At 70.6% G+C, this 22,694-nt stretch carries 19 protein-coding genes; 6 read left to right on the top strand and 13 right to left on the bottom strand.

The features are described from left to right. Positions 1-642: 642 nt before the first annotated feature. Positions 643-1,638, top strand: a complete 996-nt coding sequence (trpS, locus tag ACFXC1_RS21795; protein ID WP_381244972.1) for a tryptophan--tRNA ligase — start codon at positions 643-645, stop codon at positions 1,636-1,638. Positions 1,639-1,677: 39 nt separating this feature from the next. On the opposite strand, the gene proC is transcribed toward trpS, so the two are convergent. The 3 genes from proC to ACFXC1_RS21810 all read right to left on the bottom strand — a co-directional run bounded on the left by proC (position 1,678) and on the right by ACFXC1_RS21810 (position 4,164). Continuing rightward, on the bottom strand, positions 1,678-2,487 hold the full coding sequence (gene proC / locus ACFXC1_RS21800; protein WP_381244974.1) for a pyrroline-5-carboxylate reductase: 810 nt from the start codon (positions 2,485-2,487) through the stop codon (positions 1,678-1,680). Positions 2,488-2,566: 79 nt separating this feature from the next. Then, on the bottom strand, positions 2,567-3,352 hold the full coding sequence (locus ACFXC1_RS21805; protein ID WP_381244976.1) for an ABC transporter permease: 786 nt from the start codon (positions 3,350-3,352) through the stop codon (positions 2,567-2,569). After that, entirely contained in the window at positions 3,349-4,164 is an 816-nt protein-coding gene (locus ACFXC1_RS21810) for an ABC transporter ATP-binding protein (protein WP_381244977.1), read from the bottom strand. The genes ACFXC1_RS21805 and ACFXC1_RS21810 overlap by 4 nt, the downstream gene beginning before the upstream one ends. A gap of 263 nt (positions 4,165-4,427) precedes the next feature. Here ACFXC1_RS21810 and ACFXC1_RS21815 point away from each other — a divergent pair, with 263 nt between their 5' ends. Next, entirely contained in the window at positions 4,428-5,891 is a 1,464-nt protein-coding gene (locus ACFXC1_RS21815) for a SulP family inorganic anion transporter (protein ID WP_381244979.1), read from the top strand. Positions 5,892-5,942: 51 nt separating this feature from the next. Here ACFXC1_RS21815 and ACFXC1_RS21820 read toward each other — a convergent pair whose 3' ends face one another. The 4 genes from ACFXC1_RS21820 to ACFXC1_RS21835 form a co-directional block, all read right to left on the bottom strand. Then, positions 5,943-6,725 carry a class I SAM-dependent methyltransferase gene (locus ACFXC1_RS21820; RefSeq protein ID WP_381244981.1) on the bottom strand — a complete coding sequence of 261 codons (783 nt, stop codon included), beginning with the start codon at positions 6,723-6,725 and terminating at the stop codon, positions 5,943-5,945. A gap of 768 nt (positions 6,726-7,493) precedes the next feature. Continuing rightward, entirely contained in the window at positions 7,494-8,024 is a 531-nt protein-coding gene (locus ACFXC1_RS21825) for an EamA/RhaT family transporter (protein WP_381244983.1), read from the bottom strand. A 46-nt stretch (positions 8,025-8,070) separates the two neighbouring features. Further along, positions 8,071-8,361 (bottom strand): SH3 domain-containing protein, encoded by a 291-nt coding sequence (locus ACFXC1_RS21830; protein WP_381245524.1) that lies wholly within the window; start codon positions 8,359-8,361, stop codon positions 8,071-8,073. Positions 8,362-8,446: 85 nt separating this feature from the next. Further along, a complete protein-coding gene (locus ACFXC1_RS21835) occupies positions 8,447-8,758 on the bottom strand; it encodes an SH3 domain-containing protein (protein ID WP_381244985.1) in 312 nt (103 codons plus the stop codon). A gap of 182 nt (positions 8,759-8,940) precedes the next feature. On the opposite strand from ACFXC1_RS21835, the gene ACFXC1_RS21840 reads away from it, so the two are divergent. Further along, complete coding sequence (locus tag ACFXC1_RS21840) at positions 8,941-11,049, top strand: protein kinase domain-containing protein (protein WP_381244987.1); 2,109 nt, start codon at positions 8,941-8,943, stop codon at positions 11,047-11,049. Positions 11,050-11,162: 113 nt separating this feature from the next. Here the strand turns inward: ACFXC1_RS21840 and ilvD are convergent, their stop codons facing one another. The 4 genes from ilvD to ACFXC1_RS21860 all read right to left on the bottom strand — a co-directional run bounded on the left by ilvD (position 11,163) and on the right by ACFXC1_RS21860 (position 16,107). Then, positions 11,163-13,016 (bottom strand): dihydroxy-acid dehydratase, encoded by a 1,854-nt coding sequence (gene ilvD, locus ACFXC1_RS21845; RefSeq protein WP_381244989.1) that lies wholly within the window; start codon positions 13,014-13,016, stop codon positions 11,163-11,165. Positions 13,017-13,127: 111 nt separating this feature from the next. Next, positions 13,128-13,733, bottom strand: a complete 606-nt coding sequence (locus ACFXC1_RS21850; RefSeq protein ID WP_381244991.1) for a TetR/AcrR family transcriptional regulator — start codon at positions 13,731-13,733, stop codon at positions 13,128-13,130. Continuing rightward, on the bottom strand, positions 13,730-14,554 hold the full coding sequence (locus ACFXC1_RS21855; RefSeq protein WP_381244993.1) for a sugar phosphate isomerase/epimerase family protein: 825 nt from the start codon (positions 14,552-14,554) through the stop codon (positions 13,730-13,732). The genes ACFXC1_RS21850 and ACFXC1_RS21855 overlap by 4 nt, the downstream gene beginning before the upstream one ends. 620 nt (positions 14,555-15,174) lie before the next feature. After that, positions 15,175-16,107 (bottom strand): Ppx/GppA family phosphatase, encoded by a 933-nt coding sequence (locus ACFXC1_RS21860; RefSeq protein WP_381244995.1) that lies wholly within the window; start codon positions 16,105-16,107, stop codon positions 15,175-15,177. A gap of 83 nt (positions 16,108-16,190) precedes the next feature. Here ACFXC1_RS21860 and ACFXC1_RS21865 point away from each other — a divergent pair, with 83 nt between their 5' ends. After that, positions 16,191-17,057 (top strand): hypothetical protein, encoded by an 867-nt coding sequence (locus ACFXC1_RS21865; protein ID WP_381244997.1) that lies wholly within the window; start codon positions 16,191-16,193, stop codon positions 17,055-17,057. Positions 17,058-17,061: 4 nt separating this feature from the next. On the opposite strand, the gene ACFXC1_RS21870 is transcribed toward ACFXC1_RS21865, so the two are convergent. After that, the gene (locus tag ACFXC1_RS21870) at positions 17,062-18,762 is read right to left on the bottom strand and encodes a BACON domain-containing protein (protein ID WP_463293882.1); all 1,701 of its coding nucleotides are present in this window, start codon (positions 18,760-18,762) and stop codon (positions 17,062-17,064) included. A gap of 197 nt (positions 18,763-18,959) precedes the next feature. Here ACFXC1_RS21870 and radA point away from each other — a divergent pair, with 197 nt between their 5' ends. Then, the gene (radA, locus tag ACFXC1_RS21875) at positions 18,960-20,369 is read left to right on the top strand and encodes a DNA repair protein RadA (RefSeq protein WP_381245001.1); all 1,410 of its coding nucleotides are present in this window, start codon (positions 18,960-18,962) and stop codon (positions 20,367-20,369) included. A gap of 82 nt (positions 20,370-20,451) precedes the next feature. After that, a complete protein-coding gene (gene disA, locus ACFXC1_RS21880; RefSeq protein ID WP_381245002.1) occupies positions 20,452-21,576 on the top strand; it encodes a DNA integrity scanning diadenylate cyclase DisA in 1,125 nt (374 codons plus the stop codon). Positions 21,577-21,594: 18 nt separating this feature from the next. Here the strand turns inward: disA and ACFXC1_RS21885 are convergent, their stop codons facing one another. Continuing rightward, the gene (locus ACFXC1_RS21885; RefSeq protein WP_381245004.1) at positions 21,595-22,410 is read right to left on the bottom strand and encodes a hypothetical protein; all 816 of its coding nucleotides are present in this window, start codon (positions 22,408-22,410) and stop codon (positions 21,595-21,597) included. Positions 22,411-22,694: the final 284 nt, after the last annotated feature.

Raw genomic sequence — 22,694 nt, forward strand, 5'->3', positions numbered from 1 at the left:
GGAACGGACGCTTCCTTTGTACTCACCCTCTCGGGCTTTCCTCCGGGCTTTTCCCTTCGGTCTTGCGTTTCCGACTCTATCAGACCGTTTCCGGTTCCGATTTCCTCGGTGCTTTCCAGGTTCCCGCTTCCGCGTTTCCCTTTCCGGCGGTTCCGACTCTACCAGGTCCTTTCGGGCCTGACTCCCAGTCAGAGTGGGCTGCCATCCCGGCCCTTGGGCCGTTCCGACGAGTGAGACTTTAGCGGATTCCTGAGTCCCGAGCGAATCGGGGGTGCGTCCTTTCGAACGCGGATTCCTCATTTCGCAAATACGCATGCCAATACACGCGACGACGGATCGTCGATTGTCTGTAGGTACTTGCGGAATGGCTGTCCGGGGACCGACCGGAGTCGGCGCTCACGTCGGACAACTCGGAGAACACTACGTAGGCGGTCGGGGCGTGTCAACTCCGCTCCGGAGAGCCTCGTAGCGGCGTACGCTGTGTGACGTGACTACACATACGTGCACCCAGCAGTGGTGGGCCGCCTGACGGCGGCCGTACACACGTATGTACTCAACGGCCGCCGCCTCGGCGGCCGTTCTTGTTTCTCCCTCCAGGAGGTCGGCCAGCCGGCGCGGCGGTCTCGACCAGGAGGTGGAGAGATGACACGGGTCTTCAGTGGGGTCAAGCCGACCGGGCACCTGACGCTGGGGAACTACCTGGGTGCCGTGCGGCGCTGGGTCGAGGTCGGTCAGCGGCAGGGCGACGCCCTGTTCTGCGTGGTCGATCTGCACGCGCTGACCGTGGACCACGATCCGGCGCGGGTACGCCGGCTGACCCGGCAGGCGGCGACGCTGTTGCTGGCGGCGGGGCTGGATCCCGAGCTGTGCACCGTGTTCGTACAGAGTCATGTGGACGAGCACACGAGGCTGTCGTACGTCATGGAGTGTGTGGCCACCGACGGGGAGATGCGGCGGATGATCCAGTACAAGGAGAAGGCCGCGCGCGAGCGGGAGCGGGGCGGGAGTGTGCGGCTGTCGTTGCTGACGTATCCCGTGCTGATGGCGGCGGACATCCTGGCGTACGGGACGGACGAGGTGCCGGTCGGGGACGACCAGACGCAGCATGTGGAGCTGGCCAGGGATCTGGCGGTCAGGTTCAACCAGCGGTACGGCCATACGTTCGTGGTGCCCCGGGCGACCCGGCCGGAGGTGGCGGCGCGGGTGATGAATCTGCAGGAGCCGACTTCGAAGATGGGGAAGTCGGACGACTCCGGGCCGGGGATCGTCTATCTGCTGGACGAGCCGGACGTCGTACGGAAGAAGGTCATGCGGGCCGTGACCGACAGCGGGGCGGAGGTCGTCTACGACCGGGAGGAGCGGCCCGGGGTCGCCAATCTGCTGGAGATCCTGGCCGCTTGCGAAGGAGGGAACCCCGAGGACTTGAGCGGTGTATATGAGTCGTACGGAGCGTTGAAGAAGGACACCGCGGAGGCTGTGGTCGAGCTGCTGAGGCCGGTGCAGGAGCGGCACAAGGCGTTGTGCGCGGATCCCGCTTATGTGGAGGGGGTGTTGCGGGATGGGGCGGAGAAGGCGAGAGGGATGGCGAAGCCGATGGTCGATACCGCGTATCGGGCCATCGGGCTTCTGCCCGCGTAGCCGTACGGCCTTCCGGCCGTTCCAGCTGTTCTAGCTGTTCTAGCTGTTTCCGGAGGCCAGTTCGCGGCTGCGGTCGCGGGCTGCCTCCAGGGCGGCGATGAGTGCGGCGCGTACGCCGTGGTTCTCCAGTTCACGGATGGCGTTGATCGTCGTGCCGGCCGGCGAGGTGACGTTCTCGCGGAGCTTGACCGGGTGTTCGCCGCTGTCGCGGAGCATGACGGCGGCGCCGATCGCGGACTGGACGATGAGGTCGTGGGCCTTGTCGCGCGGTAGGCCGAGCAGGATGCCGGCGTCCGTCATGGCTTCGACCAGGTAGAAGAAGTACGCCGGGCCGGAGCCGGAGAGGGCGGTGCAGGCGTCCTGCTGGGACTCGGGGACGCGGAGTGTCTTGCCGACGGCGCCGAAGATCTCGTCGGCGTGCGCGAGATGGGCCTCGGTGGCGTGGCTGCCGGCGGAGATGACGGACATGGCCTCGTCGACGAGTGCGGGGGTGTTCGTCATGACCCGGACCACCGGGGTGCCCGCAGCCAGGCGCTCCTCGAAGAAGGAGGTGGGGATACCCGCCGCGCCGCTGATGACCAGGCGGTCGGCGGGGAGGTGCGGAGCGAGTTCGTCGAGGAGGGTGCCCATGTCCTGCGGCTTGACCGTGAGGATCAGGGTGTCGGCGCTCTTCGCGGCCTCGGCGTTGGTGACCGGGGTGACTCCGTGGCGGGCGCGGAGTTCCTCGGCGCGCTCGGGGCGGCGGGCGGTGACCAGGAGGTCGGCCGGGGCCCAGCCCGCTCGGATCATTCCGCTGAGCAGGGCTTCGCCGATCTTGCCGGTGCCGAGGACTGCGACTTTCTGGGTCATGGGGTCATCCTCGCACCGGCGGTGGGCAGGGGTGGGGGCTGTCCGGTTGGCGGAACGGCACCTGTCTTGGAGCGCGCCTCTATGCCGTACGCCTCCTCAGTGTGGCCGCGCCCAGGCACAGGACCAGCAGGGCGCAGCCGGCCACGATCAGGACGTCCCTGACGAAGGTCGCGGTCATCTCCGTGTGCTTGAGGACCTCGTTCATGCCGTCGACCGCGTACGACATGGGGAGGACGTCGGAGATGGTCTCCAGCACTGGGTGCATCTCGGAGCGCGGGGTGAAGAGGCCGCAGAGGAGGAGTTGGGGGAAGATCACCGCCGGCATGAACTGGACGGCCTGGAACTCCGAGGCGGCGAAGGCCGAGACGAAGAGGCCGAGGGCGGTGCCGAGGAGGGCGTCGAGGAGCGCCACCAGGAGGAGGAGCCAGGGGCTGCCGGTGACGTCGAGGCCGAGGAACCAGACGGCGAGGCCGGTGGCCAGGGCGGACTGGATGATCGCGAGGAAGCCGAAGGCGAGGGCGTAGCCGGCGATCAGGTCGCCCTTGCCCATGGGCATGGCGAGGAGTCGTTCGAGGGTGCCGGAGGTGCGTTCGCGCAGGGTGGCGATCGACGTGACCAGGAACATCGTGATCAGCGGGAAGATCCCGAGCAGTGAGGCGCCGATGCTGTCGAAGGTGCGCGGGCTGCCGTCGAAGACGTAGCGCAGCAGGACGAGCATCAGGCAGGGGATGAGGATCAGCAGCGCGATCGTGCGGGGGTCGTGGCGGAGCTGCCGCAGGACGCGGACCGCGGTGGCGGTGGTGCGGGAGGCGCTGAGGGCGCTGGGTGCCGTAGGGGCCATGGGTGCGGTCGTTGTCGTGCTCATCGGGTCGTCTCCTTCTGGCGGGCGGTGGCCACGGCTTGGTCGACCAGGTGCAGGAAGGCGGCTTCGACGGTGTCGGAGCCGGTACGGGTGCGGAGGGCGTCGGGGGTGTCGTCCGCGAGGACCTCGCCCTCGCGCATCAGGAGGAGGCGGTGGCAGCGCTCGGCCTCGTCCATGACGTGGGAGGAGATGAGGAGGGTGGCGCCGCGGGCGGCGATGTCGTGGAAGAGGGTCCACAGGTCACGGCGGAGGACGGGGTCGAGGCCGACGGTGGGTTCGTCGAGGACGAGGAGTTCGGGGGTGCCGAGGAGGGCGACCGCCAGGGAGACGCGGCTGCGCTGGCCGCCGGAGAGGTTGCCGGCGAGGGCGTCGGCGTGGGTGGTGAGGTCGACGTCGGTGAGGACGCGGTCGACGTCGTCGCGGCGGGTGGTGCCGGTCCTGCCGGGGTCGAGGATCGCGGCGAAGTAGTCGAGGTTCTGACGGACTGTCAAGTCGTTGTAGACGGAGGGGGCTTGGGTGACGTAGCCGATGCGGGTGCGGAGGGCGGGGTGGCCCGCGGGGCGGCCGAGGACGTTCAGGGTGCCGGTGACCTTGGCCTGGGTGCCGACGATCGAGCGCATGAGGGTCGACTTGCCGCAGCCGGAGGGGCCGAGCAGGCCGGTGATCTGGCCGCGCGGGACGGTGAAGTCGATACCGCGCAGGACGGTGCGGGGGCCTCGGACGACGGTGAGGGCTTCGGCCTGGACGGCGGGGGCGGAGGTCGCGTCGGGTGGGGTGTCCGGTGATCCGGTCGGATCGGCGATGTAATTCATCATGCGATGAATAATGCTCTCGCGGGACGGGGGCGTCAAGCCGGTTCGGCGGTACTGCCGTTGCATGGGTGCGCGGGACGGCGCAGGCGCGTGGCGGCGTGATCGGAGCGGAGGGCTCCGGTCTGGGCGCCTCCGCGTTCACGGGGTGGTCACATGAATCGTGTGCGGGGCCGACTCCCTTTCCCGACAATGGATTTCAGTTCGCCGTGCCCTCCCCCGGTGCGGCGCCCACGCATCTCCCGTTCGCAATCGGAGGTGCCGTTGTCATGCGCTGTGGTGTGAGCAAGGCCGATCTGTTCGCTTCTCTAGTCGTCTTTCTCGTCGCGCTCCCGCTCTGTGTGGGTGTGGCGATCGCCTCCGGGGTGCCGGCCGAACTGGGGCTGGTCACCGGGATCGTCGGCGGGCTGGTGGTCGGGGCGCTGCCCGGCAGCAGCCTCCAGGTGAGCGGTCCGGCCGCCGGGCTGACCGTGCTCGTGTACGAGGCCGTGCGGGCGTACGGGATCGAGGCGCTCGGGGTGCTGGTGTTCGCGGCCGGGGTGGTGCAGCTCGGGCTCGGGGTGCTGCGGCTCGGGCGGTGGTTCCGGGCCGTGTCGGCGGCCGTGGTGCAGGGGATGCTCGCCGGGATCGGGCTCGTGCTGGTCGCCGGGCAGGTGTACGCCCTCGGCGATGCGGACGCGCCGGCGGACGGGCTCGGGAAGCTCGCCGGGCTGGTGTCGCTGCCGGGGCTGGTGGATCCGGTGGCGTTGTCAGTGGGCGGTGCCACCATTGCCGTACTGGTGCTCTGGCCCCGGTGGCGGCGCGGGGCCCGGCTGGTGCCGGCGCCGTTGGTGGCGGTGGGGCTGGCGGCGGCGGTGACCGGGGTGTCCGACCTGGCGGTGCGGCGGGTGGAGGTGCGGGGGCTGGTCGGTGCCGTGCGGGTGCCGGAGTGGGGGGATTTCGGGCGGCTTACGGAAGTGGGGGTGATCGGGACGGTCGTCGCGTTCGCGTTGATCGCGTCGGCGGAGTCCTTGTTCAGCGCGGCGGCGGTGGACCGGCTGCACCGGGGTCCGCGGACGGACTACGACCGGGAGTTGATCGCGCAGGGCGCGGGAAACGCCGTGTGCGGGGTGCTCGGGGCGTTGCCGATGACCGCGGTGATCGTGCGGAGCGCGGCGAACGTTCGGGCTGGGGCCAGGACCAAGGCCTCGCGGGTGCTGCACGGTGGGTGGCTGTTGCTGTTCACGGCGCTGCTGCCCGGGGTGCTGGGCCTGGTGCCGGTGGCGGCGCTGGCGGGGCTGCTCGTGCACGCCGGCTGCAAGCTCGTGCCGGTGCGGCAGGTGCGGGGGCTGTGGGGCGGGCACCGGGGTGAGGTGGTCGTGCTCGGGGTGACCGCGGTGGCGATCGTGGTGGGGAATCTGTTCGAGGGGGTGCTGGTCGGGCTGGCGCTGGCGGTGGCGAAGACCGCGTGGGACATCAGCCATGTCCACGTGGAGACGGAGGACCTCGGCGACGCGGGGATCGTCGTACGGGTGCTGGGGCATGCGACGTTTCTACGGCTGCCGAAGCTGCTGGACGCGTTGGAGGCGTTGCCGCACGACCGCGAAGTGCGCCTGGAACTGGGCGGGTTGCGGCACATGGACCACGCGTGCGCGGCGGCCCTGGAGGGGTGGGCCACCGCGCGGGGAGGAGATGGTGGGGGTCGCGGGAGCGGCGGGAGTGGCGCGGAGGTGGTTGCGGTCAAGGGGGTGTGAGGTCGTGCCGCTGAAGCAGCCGGCAGCCCTGTCGCCGAGGTGGTCACGGGGTCATGACGCGAGGGCTACGACGAGTTCCACGACGTAGGTCTCCTCCACGGTGCCGTCCGGGAACTCGGTGAGCAGGTGGTTTCGCTCCTCGGTGAGGAAGGCGTTGGTGCCTTCCTCACCCTGGACCAGGAAGACCGAGTGGCTGCTGATGTTGGCCAGGTGGGTGTCGACCGGGACGCGGCGGCTCCAGCGGACCCTTCGGTGGGCGAAGTCGAGCCTGCCGGTGGGGTCGGCGAGCGCGGTGTGCAGGCCGCTGCCGTTCTGCTTCACAACGCGGTCGATGCCGAAGTGGATCCTGATTCGTTCCGACTGCTCGGCGATCCACGGGACGTCGACGGCACTGGTGTTCCACCACAGGGCGAGCGCGCCGCCCGGGCGCAGTACGCGCAGGGCCTCAGGCACCGACTTGGTGGTGTCGGTCCAGTGCCAGGCCTGGGCGTACGTGAGGAAGTCGACGGAGTCGTCGGTCAGGGGGAGGGCGTCGCCGGTGCCCCGGACGAGCGGGACCTCGGGGAGCGTGCGGCGGAACTGGGCCGCCATGCCGTCGCCGGGTTCGATCGCGATCACGTCGGCGCCACGGCCGTGCAGGAGGGCGGTCGCGATGCCGGTGCCTGCTCCGACGTCCGCGACACGGGCGCCGGCGAGGGGGTGACCGGCCAGCTCCTCGATGGCGTCGAAGAGGGCGGTCGGGTAGGAGGGGCGGTTCTCGGCGTACTGGGCCGCGGCGGCGTTGAAGGAGTGGGCTCGGGCGGTGTGCGAGGGCGGCTTCGACGAAGTGGTCATACGGCCATGGTTACCGGGGTGGGTGCAGGGTGCAGGTGGATTTTGGTGAGAGATGGGAGATGGGGTGGGGGGAGTAGAGGGGGCGGGGTGGGAGCGGGGCGAGTTGGGGGGCGGGAGCCGGGGGAAAAGCGTGCTCGGTCGGCCGGGGTGCGGGGCCTCGGCGGCGGGGAGGGGCGGGAGCGGGGCGAGGCAGAGCAGGACGGGAGCTCGGCTCGGTCCGCCGGGGGTGCGGGGCCCGGGCGGGTCGGGAGGGGGCGGGCGTGAACGGTTCGGAAGCGAAACCGCTAGCCCCGTAGGCCGCGCGCCGCGAACCGTAGTCGCGAGTCGCCTGGAACGCGCGACCGGCTCAAAGCGAAGCCGCGGGCCCCAAGGCCGCAGACCGCAGGCCCCGGTCTGGGAACCACAAGCCTTGAGCCGCCCCAACGCGTGCCCACCCCGGACGCGCGACCGGCTCAAAGCAAAGCAGCTGGCATCAAGGCCGCAGCCTTCGAGCCGCGAGCCGCAAATCGCTATCCGCTAGCCGCCCGGAACGCGGACCGGCTCGAAGCGAAGCCGCTGGCATCAAGGCTGCAGGCCGCAAGCCGCAGGCCTCGATCTGCGAGCCGCAAGCCGCGCGCCGCCCCCAATGCGTGCCAGCCCCGGAACGCGTGACCGGCTCAAAACAAAACGGCTAACCCCAAGCCGCAGGCATCAGCTGCAAACCGCGGGCCTCAGTCTGCGAGCCGCAACCCTTGGACTGCGCCCAACGCGAGCCCGCCCGCCCCGTTGTCAGGAGCGGCGGCGCTTCTTCGAAGGGTTGCCGGTGCGGCGCGTTGTGCGCTTCTCGTGTTGGGCCATGGCCGTCTCGTACTCCTCGCGGTGGAGTTTTTCGCCGGGGGCCTCGGTGAGGGAGCGGAAGAAGTAGGCGAGGAGGGAGCCGACGAAGCCGATGCCCAGGAGGCCGCGCAGGGAGGCCTGGCGGTCGGGGTCGGGGCGCTTCTTGAAGCTCTCCCAGGTGTGGCCGAAGGCGAGGGCGCTGCACACCGCGAACATCACGATGACGAGGAGGGTGACGAAGCTGCCGACGTCCGCGATCTGGAGGCCCTGGTAGGCGAAGCGGAGGATCAGGCAGGAGACGACGGCGGCGGCGAGGGAGCCGGCGGCCGCGGCGAGGCGGCGCGGGGTGTAGCCGTTGTCGTGGTTCACCCAGGTGGTGCCGAAGAAGCGGAGGGGCTCGGGGCGGGGGCCCGTGCCTGTACCTGCGTCTGTGCCTGGGGAGCCCGCGGGGGTGTCCTGGTGGGTGCCGGTCTCGTCGTTCACGGGACGATTATGGCTCCGAGGGCGGGCGCGGGCTCCCGTTGGGGACTCAGGAGCAGTGGGCGGCTATGTAGCCGTCGCTGCCGGTGTTCACGTAGGTGTCCGAGATGTACTCGCCGTTGTCGATGTTGTCCCAGATGTTCGACGTGCCGTAGTAGCCCGAGACCGTGGTGCCCGGCGTCTGGCAGAAGATCGGGACCTGCGAGCCGACGGGCAGGACGCGGACGATGGTGTAGCCGGTGCCTGGGCCGCTGCGGACGTTGACGCTGGTACCGGGCGCGATCGCGTAGTAGTGCAGGGTTGTGGCGGCATCGGCCGGACCCGGTGCACCCATCACCATGAGAAGAGCTCCGGCAGCGCCCGCGAACAGGACGGATCTGCGCCTTCGGAATGACATGCGTGTCCTTTGGTTCGGGGTCGTGGGATCAGGAGCAGCGGGAGGCCACGTAGCCGTCGCTGCCGGTGTTCACGTACGCGTCGGACACGAACTCGCCGTTGCTGATGTTGTCCCAGATGTTCGACGTGCCGTAGGTACCGGTGACCGTGGTGCCCGGCGTCTGGCAGTAGATCGGGACCTGCGAGCCCCCCGGCAGGGTGCCGACGATGCTGTAGTTCGTGCCGGGGCCGCTGCGGATGTTGAGACGGACGTTGGCGGTCGTGTAGTAGTGCACGGCCGCTGCCGTGGCCACGGCCTCGGACTCGCTGCCCTCAGCCTCCTGCGCGCGGTCAACAGACATGAAAAACCTCCCCCGTTGGACCCCATGACTGCCATGGGGCCCCGATGATTCCCCTAAAACACGCCATGAAACACATGTACGCAACTCGCACTCGGAAGCCAGCAAGCCGTCTCTGTCCCGTACGGGTCATCGACTAGGCTCCGTGCGTCGCGCGCGCGAACGATCAGCACGGGGGTGGTTCCATGGCGCCACAGCACGACACCGGAGCGGGCGCGGAAGCGGAACTTCCCGAGTACGCCGGTCACTACCGCCTGGAGTCATGCCTGGGCTCCGGCGGCATGGGCGTGGTGCATCTCGCGCAGAGCACCTCCGGGATGAAGGTCGCCGTGAAGGTGGTCCACGCGCAGTTCGCGCAAGATCCCGAGTTCAGAGGGCGGTTCCGGCAGGAGGTGGCTGCCGCGCGGCGGGTGAGCGGGGCCTTCACCGCGCCGGTGGTCGATGCCGATCCCGAGGCCCCGCGGCCTTGGATGGCGACGCTGTTCATTCCCGGATCGACCCTCTCCGAGCACGTGAAGCGGAACGGGCCCATGACGCCCGGCGAGTTGCGCAGGCTGATGGCGGGACTGGCCGAGGCGCTGCGCGACATCCATCGGGTGGGCGTCGTACACCGGGATCTGAAGCCCAGCAACGTGCTGCTCGCCGAGGACGGTCCGAAGGTCATCGACTTCGGTATTTCTCGGCCAAAGGACAGCGAACTGCGCACCGAGACCGGGAAGTTGATCGGGACGCCGCCCTTCATGGCGCCGGAGCAGTTCCGGCGGCCCAGGGAGGTCGGGCCCGCCGCGGACATCTTCGCGCTCGGGTCCGTGATGGTGCACGCGGCGACCGGGCGAGGGCCGTTCGACTCGGACAGCCCGTACGTCGTGGCCTACCAAGTCGTGCACGACGAACCGGACTTGGCCGGGGTGCCGGACAGTCTGGCGCCGCTCGTCATGCGTTGCCTCGCCAAGGAACCCGAAGACCGGCCCACGCCGGACGAGTTGATGCGGGAGCTGCGATCCGTGGCGGCCTCGTACGACACTCAGGCGTTCATACCGGAGCAGCGGACAGGTGGTGCGCCGGCTCCCGAGTCGAACCCGGTGGAGGAGCCCGCGCGCGCACCCCGGCGACGTCGGGCGGCGGTGCTGGCGGCCGCCGCTGCCGGGCTGGTCGTCTGTGGCGTCCTCGCCTCGGTCCAGCTGGCCGGAGGCGCTGGCACCTCGCCGACCGGAGGGGCCGACGGCCCGCCGAGGATCACCGGCACTCGGACCTCACCGGCCGCGTTCAAGGCCTGGGCGGCGAAACCCGCGGCCAAGGCCGGGGGCGTGCCCCAATGCGCCTACGGCGCAGGTGAGTTGCTGTGCGCGCAGCCCGGGGTCGTCTACGCTCTCGCACCGGCCGACGGCACCCTGCTGTGGCGGCATTCGGTCACCAAGGAGAGACCCGATGGCGCACCCGTCATCGCCGGCGGGCTGGTGCACCCGTACAGCGGCGGGAGCCGGCGCCTGGAAGCGCTCGATCCGTCGTCGGGCGCGCGGATCTGGCAGCGGAACACGCCGGGGTACGACTCCGTGCGCTACGTCGGCGGTATGGCCCTGCTCAGCCGTGCGGACGGCACGGTCACGGGCGTCGACGGCGCGTCCGGCGAGACGAAGTGGAGCCGCCGGATTCCTGGTGTCACCTCCTTCGTCTCGTTCGCCGGGAACCCACTGGCGTACGCGACGAGATCGTCCGACGACGGGTCGAGCACCAAGGTCACCGCGGTCGATCCGGATACCGGGGACATCCGGTGGGAAGCGGGGCTGCAGGGGGTGCTGAGGCCCGTCGGCGTCCAAGGCGGATCCGTGTTCTTCCTGTCCACCGACTGGAGTTCCGGCGACACCAAGACCGCCGTCCGCTACGACCCCGGGACAGGGACGACGAGCCAGGTGGAGCTGCCCGTACCGCGTCAGGACCCCGTGGCCACCATGCGCGGAAACGTCATGTACGTGCTGGCGACCGGCGGTTCGCTGGAGGCGATCGACACGGACACCCACAAGCGGTTGTGGCATCTGGAGACGTCCGTGAGCCGCGGTTCGGTGCCGGTCGCCGACGGCAAGCACGTGTACGTCACCGCCCCTGACGGGCGCCTCTTGGCGGTCGACGCCGACAACGGGCGCCTCGTCGGGCAGACGGCCGCTCGGCTCGGCACGGACTCGGGCCAGGTTGTCGCCACGCTCCCCGAACCCGTCGTAGCAGACAACCACGTCTACGCCGCCGCCCCCGACGGCACGGTCTTCGCCGTCAACTCCCGTACGCCCGGGGCCTGGTAGCCGTAGCAGGGCGAACTGCCGTACGCCCGGAGGCTGGTAGCCGTATCGAGGCAGCGAAAAGGCCGCCCCCGTCGGAACGGAGGCGGCCCCAGGACCCAGGAAGCTGTTGTGCCTCAGCCAAGCTTGCTGACGTCCCGCACCGCGCCGCGGTCCGCGCTGGTGGCCATCGCGGCGTACGCGCGCAGGGCCGCCGAGACCTTGCGCTCGCGGTTCTTCGGGGCGTAGCGGCCGTCCAGCGCGGCCTCGCGGCGGGCCAACTCGGCGTCGTCCACGAGGAGTTCGATGGAGCGGTTCGGGATGTCGATGCGGATGCGGTCGCCGTTCTCGACGAGGGCGATGGTGCCGCCGGAGGCCGCCTCGGGGGACGCGTGGCCGATCGAGAGGCCCGAAGTGCCGCCGGAGAAGCGGCCGTCGGTGATCAGGGCGCAGGTCTTGCCGAGGCCGCGGCCCTTGAGGAAGGACGTCGGGTAGAGCATCTCCTGCATACCCGGGCCGCCCTTGGGGCCCTCGTAGCGGATGACGACGACGTCGCCATGCGTCACCTGCTTGTTGAGGATCTTCTCGACGGCCTCTTCCTGCGACTCGCAGACGACCGCCGGGCCCTCGAAGGTCCAGATGGACTCGTCGACGCCGGCCGTCTTCACGACGCAGCCGTCGACGGCGAGGTTGCCCTTGAGGACCGCGAGGCCGCCGTCCTTGGAGTAGGCGTGCTCGGCGGAGCGGATGCAGCCCTCGGCCGCGTCCTCGTCCAGCGCGGCCCAGCGCTCGGACTGGGAGAAGGCCTCGGAGGAACGGACGCAGCCGGGGGCCGCGTGCCACAGCTCGACGGCCTCGGGGGACGGCGATCCGCCGCGCACGTCCCACGTCTTCAGCCAGTCCGCGAGGGACGGGCTGTGGACGGAGTGGACGTCCTCGTTGAGCAGGCCCGCGCGGTGCAGCTCGCCCAGCAGGGCGGGGATGCCGCCGGCCCGGTGCACGTCCTCCATGTAGTACGTGCGGCTCTTCGCGACGTTCGGGGCGACCTTCGCGAGGCACGGGACCCGGCGTGAGACGGCGTTGATCTCGTCGAGGCCGAACCGGACGCCCGCCTCCTCCGCCGCCGCCAGCAGATGCAGGATCGTGTTGGTGGAGCCGCCCATCGCGATGTCGAGGGCCATGGCGTTCTCGAAGGCCGCGAAGGTGGCGACGTTGCGCGGCAGGACCGTCTCGTCGTCCTGCTCGTAGTAGCGGCGGGTGATGTCCATCACCGTGCGGGCCGCGTCCTGGTACAGGCCCTTGCGGGCGGTGTGCGTGGCGAGGACCGAGCCGTTGCCCGGGAGGGACAGGCCGATCGCCTCGGTCAGGCAGTTCATCGAGTTGGCCGTGAACATGCCGGAACAGGAGCCGCAGGTCGGACAGGCGTTCTCCTCGATACGGAGGATGTCCTCGTCCGAGATCTTGTCGTTCACGGCGTCGGAGATCGCGTCGACCAGGTCGAGCGTACGGACCGTGCCGTCGACCAGCGTGGCCCGGCCGGACTCCATCGGACCGCCGGAGACGAAGACCGTCGGGATGTTCAGACGGAGCGCCGCCATCAGCATGCCCGGGGTGATCTTGTCGCAGTTGGAGATGCAGATCAGGGCGTCGGCGCAGTGCGCCTCGACCATGTACTCGACCGAGTCCGCGATCAGGTCACGGGAGGGCAGGCTGTACAGCATCCCGCCGTGGCCCATCGCGATGCCGTCGTCGACCGCGATCGTGTTGAACTCGCGCGGGATGCCGCCGGCCGCGGTGATCGCCTCGCTGACGATCCGGCCGACGGGCTGCAGGTGGGTGTGGCCGGGCACGAACTCGGTGAAGCTGTTCGCCACCGCGATGATCGGCTTCCGGCCGATGTCCGCACCGGGTACACCGGAGGCGCGCATAAGGGCGCGTGCGCCCGCCATGTTGCGGCCGTGGGTGACTGTACGGGACCTCAGCTCGGGCATCGTCGATCGCTCCTTCAGACAGATAGGGCTGCTAACGAGCGTACGCCGGTCATCCAGGGGTCGGACACGGTGTCCGCATGACGGGACGAATGTCTCATCACGACGACCGGTCTACGGCCCGGTCAGATGCCCCTGCACCACCGGCGCGATCCGCGCGATGATCTGCTCCGGGTCGGCCGAGGCGAGCGGCTCGACCTTGATCACGTAGCGCAGCATCGCCGTACCGACCAGCTGCGCGGCCGCCAGCTCGGCGCGCAGTTCCGCGTCCGGGAGTTCGAGCTGGGCGGCGACCCGGCCCAGTACCTGGGAGACCACGAGCCGGCGGAAGACGGCTGCGGCGGCCTCGTTGTTGACGGCGGACCGGACGACCGCGAGCAGCGGCTTACGGGTGGCGGGGTTCTCCCAGACGCCGAAGATGAAGCGGGTCAGCCGCTCGCCGACGCCGTCCAGCGGCCCCTCGGCGACCGCGTCCGGCGCGTTCGCCGCCGGGGCGAAGGCGACCTCGATGGCCGCCGCGAAGACCTGGTCCTTGGTACCGAAGTAGTGGTGGACGAGCGCCGAGTCGACCCCGGCGGCCTTCGCGATCCCGCGCATGGACGTCTTCTCGTACCCCCGTTCGGAGAACTCCTCCCGGGCCGCGGCCAGGATGCGGTCGCGGGTGTCGGCGGCTTCCGTACGAGGGGGCCGGCCCCGGCGCCTGGCGGTGGCGTCGGTCACCGCCGGGGCACCTTCACGGCCGAGGCCAGATGCAGCCGCGTGAAGGCGAGCGCCTCCGCGAGATCGGCCTCGCGTTCGGCGCCGGACATCGCGCGCCGGGTGTTGACCTCGATGACGACATGGCCGTCGAAGCCGGTCGTCGCGAGCCGTTCCAGCAGCTCGGCGCAGGGCTGGGTGCCGCGGCCGGGAACGAGGTGCTCGTCCTTGTTCGAGCCGTTGCCGTCCGCGAGATGGACGTGACCGAGCCGGTCGCCCATCCGCCCGATCATCTCGATCGCGTCGGTGCGGGCGGTCGCGGTGTGGCTGAGGTCGATCGTGAAGTGCCGGTAGTCGTCCTGCGTGACGTCCCATTCGGGGGCGTAGGCGAGCATCTCGCGGTCGCGGTAGCGCCACGGGTACATGTTCTCTACGGCGAACCGCACGTCCGTCTCGTTCGCCATCCGCCAGATCCCGCTGACGAAGTCCCGCGCGTACTGGCGCTGCCAGCGGAACGGCGGATGCACCACGACCGTGCTCGCGCCGAGCTTCTCGGCGGCCGCCTGGGCGCGCTGGAGCTTGATCCACGGGTCGGTGGACCACACCCGCTGCGTGATGAGCAGGCACGGCGCGTGCACGGCGAGGATCGGGACCTGGTGGTAGTCGCTGAGTCTGCGCAGCGCCTCGATGTCCTGGCTGACCGGGTCGGTCCACACCATGACCTCGACGCCGTCGTAACCGAGGCGCGCGGCGATCTCGAAGGCCGTCGCCGTCGACTCCGGATACACGGACGCCGTGGACAGCGCGACCTTCGCATCCGGGATGCGCACGACTGGTTCTGCCACGGGGGACAGACTACGGGGCGGCGCTTTGCGCGGGGGAGCCGGTTGCTGTGCCCGCCCTGTGCGGGGTACGGCAACCGGCCATCTCCGGCGCGGGGCCGCGTTGTGGCGATACTTCATGCGGGTCTGATACGTCGGGTGCCGGGTGGGCGTTCAGTCGGGGCAGGCGTGGGGGGAGTCGGGCGGGGGCGCGAGGACCGGGCGGGCGCGCGAGGACCGGGCGGGCGCGCGAGGCGCGGCCGAGCCGACAGGGGTACAGCCGGCCCAGGGCGCCGTACGGACCGGCAGCCGCTCAGAACATGACAGCCACGCGCGCGTGCGGCACGAACGGCCACGCACGCGGGTGCGTCGCGGCCGAGCCGACAGGGGTACAGCCGGCACAGGGCGCCGTACGGACCGGCAGCCGCTCGGAACATGACGGCCACGCGCGCGCGTGCGTCGCGGCCGAGCCGACGAGGGTACGCCCGCCCCCGGGCGCCGTACCGACCGGCAGCCGCGCGGATACGCGACCGCCACGCGCGCGTGCACCACGGCCCCGGTCCCGCTCCCCGGCCCCACGCCCGCCCCGCACCCACCGTCCCGCTCACGCTCACGCCCACGCCCACGGCAGCCGATGCAGCCGCCTACGTCGACGACATCTGATCCAACCGCCGCAGAATCACACCCTCCCGCAGCGCCCAAGGACAGACCTCCAGCGTCTCCACCCCGAACAGATCCATCGCGCCCTCGGCGACCATCGCGCCGGCGAGGAGCTGTTCGGCGCGGCCCTCGGAGACGCCGGGGAGGACCGCGCGCTGGGCGGTGGTCATGCCGCCCAGGCGGGGGACCCAGGCCTCCAGGGACTCGCGCTTCAGCTCGCGCTGGACGTAGAGGCCGTCGGCGGAGCGGGCGGCGCCGGCGAGGCGGGCGAGCTGCTTGAAGGTCTTCGACGTGGCGACGACGTGGTCGGGGGCGCCGAAACGGCTGAACTCCCCCACCGTACGGGCGATCTGCGCGCGCACATGGCGGCGCAGGGCCCTTATCGCGGCCGGTTCCGGCGGGTCCCCGGGCAGCCAGCCCGCCGTGAGGCGGCCCGCGCCGAGCGGCAGTGACACGACCGCGTCGGGCTCCTCGTCGATGCCGTAGGCGATCTCCAGGGAGCCGCCGCCGATGTCGAGGACGAGGAGCTTGCCCGCGGACCAGCCGAACCAGCGGCGGACGGCGAGGAAGGTCAGTCGGGCCTCCTCGGCGCCGGTGAGGACCTGGAGTTCGACGCCGGTCTCGGTCTGCACGCGCGCGAGGACCTCGTCCGCGTTGCTGGCCTCGCGGACGGCGGAGGTGGCGAACGGGAGGAGTTCCTCGACGCCCTTGTCCTCGGCGGCCTGCAGCGCTTCGTGGACGACGCCGATGAGTTTGTCGACCCCTTCGGGTCCGATCGCGCCGTCCGCGTCGAGGAGTTGGGCAAGGCGGAGTTCCACCTTGTGCGAGTGCGCGGGCAAGGGGCGCGCGCCCGGGTGTGCGTCCACCACCAGCAGATGCACCGTGTTCGATCCCACGTCGAGGACACCGAGTCTCATATACGGAACGCTACTGCCACCTGCGCCGATCTCCGTCTTCGGTGCGGTTTCTGGGGCCGCCCCGGGCGACTTACCCTGGACGCGTGCCAAAGACGAAAAAGGCGAAGAACGACAAGGCGGCCAAATCACCCGGCGATTCTTCGCCGGTGAAGTCGGCCAGCCCCCCGAAGACGTCTCTGATGTCGAAGAAGGCCCTGAAGAACGACGAGAAGGGGCTCGATTTCGCACGCGCGTGGGTGGAGTTCCCGGATCCGGCGGACGAGGAACAGCTCTTCCGCTGCGATCTGACATGGCTGACCTCTCGCTGGAACTGCGTCTTCGGAAGCGGCTGCCAGGGCATCCAGGCGGGCCGCGCGGACGACGGATGCTGCACCCTGGGCGCGCACTTCTCCGACGAGGACGACGAGAAACGGGTCGCCGGGCATGTGGCGAGGCTCACCCCGGACATCTGGCAGCACCACGACGAGGGCCTGAAGCACGGCTGGACCTCGGAGGACGAGGACGGCGACCGCCAGACCCGCCCCTACAAGGGCTCGTGCATCTTCCAGAACCGCCCCGGTTTCGCCGGCGGCGCGGGCTGCTCGCTGCACATCCTCGCCGTGAAGGAGGGCCGCGAGCCGCTGGAGACCAAGCCGGACGTCTGCTGGCAGCTCCCGGTGCGGCGGACGTACGAGTGGATCGACCGGCCGGACGACACACGGGTGCTCCAGGTGTCGATCGGCGAGTACGACCGCAGGGGCTGGGGTCCCGGCGGCCACGACCTGCACTGGTGGTGCACGTCGGCGACCTCGGCGCACGGCGCGGGCGACCCGGTCTATGTGTCCTACCGCCCGGAGCTGACCGAGCTGATGGGCAAGGCCGGCTACGACCGCCTGGCCGAGCTGTGCGAGGAGCGCCTGGCCTCGCAACTCCCGCTGCTGGCACCGCATCCGGCGGACCCGGTCGGCTGACCGCTCAGGACGGGCCGGGCTCGCCACCGCCGTCGGACGGCGGTGCCGAGCCCCCCGGGTCGGCGGAGGACGAGTCCGTAGGTGTCGGGGTGGGGGTCGGATCGGCGGACGAGGGCGGCGGATCACTCGGCGTCGGATCGCTCGGTGCCGTCGGCGTGGGGTCGGGACCGGACGAGGGCGGACCGCCGGGACCGGGATGTGAAGGCTCGCCCGGCCCGGTCGGGGCGGGTGCGCTGCCGTAGCCCTCGATGGAGACGACGGCGCCGGCGGGCGAGACGGCCACGCGCGCGGTCCAGTGGCCGGATGGCTCGCGCAGATGGTCGACGTACACCTTGATCGTCAACGATTCGCCCGGGGCGAGGGTTCCCGAGGACTGGCTGAGGTAGAGCCAGGGTGCCGTGGTGGTCGCTGACCAGCGGACCGGGGCGGCTCCGGACGCGGTGAGGGTGACGAGCGTGGTGTCGGCGCTGTTGGCGGCCGAGACGGCGAGGTGCCCGGCGCCCTTCCCACCCGTGCCGGCGACGCTGATGACCTCCACGGAGACGTCGTTCTTGCCGCCCTTGCCGACCCGCGCGCGGGGCCCGGCACTGGTGTCCCCGGTGTTCTCGTAGCCGCCGCTCGCGACCTCGCCCTCCAGGCTGCCGGGACCGCCGTGCTGCTCGCTCGCGGAGGCGGCCCTGCCGTCGGCGCCCTCCCCTGTGGGTGTGGACCGGTAGGCCGCCCACAGGGCGAGGACCGGGGCCGCGATGACGGTGGCGACGACGGTCGTCGTGACGGCACGCGCGCGTAGCCGGTCCCGCCGGGCCGCGCGGTCCTTGGGGTCCAGCGGGAAACCGCGCCGGTCGAAGCGCGGTGCCGCGGCTCCACGCGCGCGCGGGAGGTGCGCCATGGCGACATGCAGGGCCGCGCGGGGCGCCTCCAGGACGGGCAGTTCGGCGGGCGTGACACCGGTACCGGGCCAGGTGCCGGGCACCGCGCGCTCGGCGGTACGGCGGCAGCGCGGGCAGTCGTCGACGTGCCGGACGAGTTCGCGGCGCAGCGCGCTGCTGAGCACCAGCTGATGGTCGCCGGTGAGCCGGGCGACGCTCGGGCAGGCCCCGGTCTCCACGACGGCGAGGGCGGCACGCGTGCGTTCCACCTCGCAGGCGGCGGAGGCCAGCAGCTCCCGGGCGGTGGCGAGGTCCATCCCGAGGACGGCGGCGACCTCGTGGGCGGCGAGCCGGTGGCGTACGGCGAGTTCGAGCGCCTCGCGCTGCTCCGGGGTGGTCCCGGCCGCCTCCGGCCAGGCCAGCAGGGCGAGTTCACGCCGCCGCTGCTCACGCAGCTCCTCGGACACGACAGGTTGCTCGGCCTCGACACGGCCCATCGCGTGGGTGCCCTGACGTTTCTGCTTGGCCTCGGCCAGCTTGCGCAGACACGCCCAGCGGGCCAGCGCGTACAGCCAGGCCCTGCGGTCCCCGGCCGTCTCCGGCACGCGCGCGCCCCGGCGTTCGGCCAGCGCGAGCACGTCCCCCAGAGCCGCCGTAGCCGCGTCGTGGTCGCACAGCACGGACAGGCAGTACGTGAACAGGCCGTCCAGATAAGGCTCGTAGCGCGGGGGCGGGCACTGCGCCAGCGTGCGCGCCGCAGCGCGGTCGCGCGCCTCCCGGTGCGCCCGGTGCGCGCCGGTGGTGCGGGTCGAGGTCTCCGGGCTGCTGCTCATCACCCGTGCGACCGTAGGCGGCGGGCGATGGCCCCTTCCGCCCCCTTGAGCTCTTTTAATCCGTACGGGTGAAACGATCCCTCAATAGGGGACAGGAACCCCCGCTTCCGTGGCTCGATCCCGACGCCGTTGGCCGGATACCGAACCACACCCCTCGGTCCGCCGACCGCATTGTCAGTGGCTACGACTACGGTTCACGCATGGCTGCCCGTACGAAGACCACCAAGGACCGTCCGTCCTACCGCTGCACCGAGTGCGGCTGGCAGACGGCCAAGTGGCTCGGCCGCTGCTCCGAGTGCCAGGCCTGGGGCACGGTCGAGGAGTTCGGCGCGCCCGCCGTCCGTACGACGGCCCCGGGCCGCGTCACCACCTCCGCGCTGCCCATCGGCCAGGTCGACGGCCGCCAGGCCACCGCCCGTTCGACCGGCGTGCCCGAGCTGGACCGGGTGCTCGGCGGCGGCCTGGTCCCCGGAGCGGTCGTCCTGGTCGCGGGCGAGCCCGGCGTCGGCAAGTCGACCCTCCTCCTGGACGTGGCGGCCAAGGCGGCGAGCGAAGAGCACCGCACGCTCTACATCACCGGCGAGGAGTCGGCGAGCCAGGTCCGCCTGCGCGCCGACCGCATCAAGGCGATCGACGACCACCTCTACCTCGCCGCCGAGACCGATCTGGCCACGATCCTGGGCCACTTGGACGCGGTGAAGCCCTCACTCCTGATCCTGGACTCCGTCCAGACGGTGGCCTCCCCGGAGATCGACGGCGCCCCCGGAGGCATGGCCCAGGTCCGCGAGGTCGCCGGCGCCCTGATCCGCGCCTCCAAGGAGCGCGCCATGTCCACCCTCCTGGTGGGCCACGTCACCAAGGACGGCGCGATCGCGGGCCCCCGCCTCCTGGAACACCTGGTGGACGTGGTGCTCTCCTTCGAGGGCGACCGCCACGCCCGCCTGCGCCTCGTACGGGGCGTCAAGAACCGCTACGGCACGACGGACGAGGTCGGCTGCTTCGAGCTGCACGACGAGGGCATCACGGGCCTGGCCGACCCGAGCGGCCTGTTCCTGACCCGCCGCGCGGAACCGGTCCCCGGCACCTGCCTGACCGTCACCCTGGAAGGCCGCCGCCCCCTGGTTGCCGAAGTCCAGGCGCTCACGGTCGACTCCCAGATCCCCTCCCCCCGCCGAACGACGTCAGGCCTCGAAACCTCCCGGGTCTCGATGATGCTCGCGGTCCTGGAACAGCGCGGCAGAATCAGCGCACTGGGCAAAAGGGACATCTACTCCGCAACGGTCGGCGGCGTAAAACTCTCGGAACCGGCAGCAGATCTGGCCATCGCCCTCGCCCTGGCCTCCGCGGCGAGCGACACCCCCCTCCCCAAGAACCTGGTCGCGATCGGCGAAGTGGGCCTCGCGGGCGAGGTCAGAAGGGTCACGGGCGTCCAGCGCAGACTCTCCGAAGCACACCGCCTGGGCTTCACCCACGCCCTGGTTCCGAGCGACCCGGGCAAGATCCCGCCCGGCATGAAGGTCCTCGAAGTGGCGGACATAGGAGACGCCCTCCAGGTCCTTCCACGTTCCCGTAAACGAGACGCCCCACGGGACGGCGAGGACCGCCGGTAGACTTTGCCCTGGTCTCGCCCGTCCGTACGAACCAACCGTGCGAAACGGCGGCGCCTGAAGAACCTGCGACCCGAGGAGTGCAGTGGCAGCCAACGACCGGGCGTCAGCTCCCGGAAAGTCCGGCGGGAGCTCCGGTGCCGAGGGCCTGATGCGCGCCTCACTGAGCGCCGTGGCACCCGGCACGGCGCTGCGCGACGGCCTGGAGCGAATCCTCCGCGGCAACACGGGCGGACTCATCGTGCTCGGCTCCGACAAGACAGTCGAAGCGATGTGCACAGGCGGTTTCATCCTGGACGTGGAGTTCACGTCCACCCGCCTGCGCGAACTCTGCAAGCTGGACGGCGGCATCGTGGTGTCGTCCGACCTCTCCAAGATCCTCAGAGCGGGCGTCCAACTGGTCCCCGACCCCACGATCCCCACAGAAGAGACGGGCACCCGCCACCGCACAGCGGACCGAGTAAGCAAACAGGTCGGCTTCCCAGTGGTCTCCGTCTCCCAGTCCATGCGCCTGATCGCCCTCTACGTGGACGGCCAGCGCCGCGTCCTGGAGGACTCGGCGGCGATCCTGTCCCGCGCGAACCAGGCACTGGCCACCCTGGAGCGCTACAAGCTCCGCCTGGACGAAGTGGCGGGAACCCTCTCCGCCCTGGAGATCGAAGACCTGGTAACGGTCAGGGACGTCTCCGCAGTGGTCCAGCGCCTGGAGATGGTCCGCCTGATCGCCACAGAAATCGCGGAGTACGTAGTCGAGTTGGGCACAGACGGCCGCCTCCTGTCCCTCCAACTCGAAGAACTGATCGCGGGCGTGGACGCGGAACGCGAACTGGTAGTACGCGACTACGTCCCGGAACCCACGGCCAAACGCTCCCGCACGGTGGACGAGGCACTGGCGGAACTGGACGCCCTCTCCCACGCGGAACTCCTCGAACTCCCCACCGTGGCCCGCGCCTTGGGCTACACCGGCTCCCCCGAGGCCCTCGACTCGGCGGTCTCCCCCCGAGGCTTCCGCCTCCTGGCCAAGGTCCCGCGCCTCCCCGGCGCGATCATCGACCGCCTGGTCGAGCACTTCGGCGGCCTCCAGAAACTCCTGGCGGCAAGCGTCGACGACCTCCAGACGGTCGACGGCGTAGGCGAGGCAAGGGCAAGAAGCGTACGAGAAGGCCTCTCCCGCCTGGCGGAATCCTCAATCCTGGAACGCTACGTCTAACAGAAAGTCGAACTCGCCTCAGTCACTGGCCAGAACGAACGAGGTCTGCGCCTTGGCAAACCCGGAAGCAGCGGCCTCCACCAGATAGGTCCCGGCACCGGCCGACCCGGCCGGAGGCGTCGCGCACTCAGGGGCACTCGGCTTGCGATCCCACTTCAGGGTGTACGCAACGCTGCTCCCGGCGGACACCCGGTAGTAGACACTCCCGGAACCCTTCGGACAGTCGGCGGAGGACCAGTAGTCGGCGGTACCCCCCGCCTCGGTGATCGTCAACACCGCACTCTTGGGCCCGAGATCGACCTTGCAGTCACTGCTCGACGAGTTCTTGGCGGTCAGCACAAAAGTAGGAGTCTGATCCGGCGAGTAGGAGTTGTGCAGACTCCGCAGACTCAACTGCACAGCACTGGCAGTGCAGTTGGGCAGAGTCGAATCAGCAGGAACCGTAGTCCCCGTACTACTCCCCCCATTGCCCCCACTACTGTCCCCGACCCCACCGGCGGAGCCACTGCCCCCCGACGCCCCGCCACTGGAACCACTACCGCCACCACTCGCCCCACCACTTGCACCACCACTCGCACCACTGCTGGACTCATCACGTCCGCCCGGGTGTTGACTGATGGCGGGCCCGGTGCCGGACGGACCGGCAGTGATCGTAGGGGCGGGAGTCCTCCCGTTCTTCGCGCCATCGGCACCGTTCTTGCTGCCCCCGCCACCCGACGTGACGATCCAGGTGATCAGCAGCGCCAACAGGGCGACCACGGACACCATGAGGACCCTCCGTCGCCAATAGATGGAGGAGGGAAGCGGCCCGACCGGATTGCGCAGAGATCCCACGGCTCAAACCTTACGAGACAACGGGGAGTTACCTCGCCCCACCCGCCGCTCCGGCCCCAACTTTTCCGGATCATCATCCCGGCAAGGGAGTTGAACGCCGGCGCAGCGGACCGTCGGCCGCGTACGGCGAGAAGGTGCCGTGTCGGGGGGTGTCCGCCCGCAGCGGTTGGCGCGTCAACACCCCCAAAATCTTGCGAGACCGATTCCGCGCCGTTCCGAGGACGGACACCCCCCGGCGCGGCACCGACCCACACCGACGAACCGACGAACCGGCGAACCACGCA

It is taken from the genome of Streptomyces hokutonensis (genome assembly GCF_042751305.1).
GTDB lineage: Bacteria > Actinomycetota > Actinomycetes > Streptomycetales > Streptomycetaceae > Streptomyces > Streptomyces hokutonensis_A.

What these genes read in the sequence shown, in the direction of transcription:
- trpS (WP_381244972.1), top strand. Translation starts at nt 643, where the DNA reads ATGACACGGGTCTTCAGTGGGGTCAAGCCGACCGGGCACCTGACGCTG.
- proC (WP_381244974.1), bottom strand. Translation starts at nt 2,487, where the DNA reads ATGACCCAGAAAGTCGCAGTCCTCGGCACCGGCAAGATCGGCGAAGCC.
- ACFXC1_RS21805 (WP_381244976.1), bottom strand. Translation starts at nt 3,352, where the DNA reads ATGAGCACGACAACGACCGCACCCATGGCCCCTACGGCACCCAGCGCC.
- ACFXC1_RS21810 (WP_381244977.1), bottom strand. Translation starts at nt 4,164, where the DNA reads ATGATGAATTACATCGCCGATCCGACCGGATCACCGGACACCCCACCC.
- ACFXC1_RS21815 (WP_381244979.1), top strand. Translation starts at nt 4,428, where the DNA reads ATGCGCTGTGGTGTGAGCAAGGCCGATCTGTTCGCTTCTCTAGTCGTC.
- ACFXC1_RS21820 (WP_381244981.1), bottom strand. Translation starts at nt 6,725, where the DNA reads ATGACCACTTCGTCGAAGCCGCCCTCGCACACCGCCCGAGCCCACTCC.
- ACFXC1_RS21830 (WP_381245524.1), bottom strand. Translation starts at nt 8,361, where the DNA reads ATGGTGATGGGTGCACCGGGTCCGGCCGATGCCGCCACAACCCTGCAC.
- ACFXC1_RS21835 (WP_381244985.1), bottom strand. Translation starts at nt 8,758, where the DNA reads ATGTCTGTTGACCGCGCGCAGGAGGCTGAGGGCAGCGAGTCCGAGGCC.
- ACFXC1_RS21840 (WP_381244987.1), top strand. Translation starts at nt 8,941, where the DNA reads ATGGCGCCACAGCACGACACCGGAGCGGGCGCGGAAGCGGAACTTCCC.
- ilvD (WP_381244989.1), bottom strand. Translation starts at nt 13,016, where the DNA reads ATGCCCGAGCTGAGGTCCCGTACAGTCACCCACGGCCGCAACATGGCG.
- ACFXC1_RS21860 (WP_381244995.1), bottom strand. Translation starts at nt 16,107, where the DNA reads ATGAGACTCGGTGTCCTCGACGTGGGATCGAACACGGTGCATCTGCTG.
- radA (WP_381245001.1), top strand. Translation starts at nt 18,960, where the DNA reads ATGGCTGCCCGTACGAAGACCACCAAGGACCGTCCGTCCTACCGCTGC.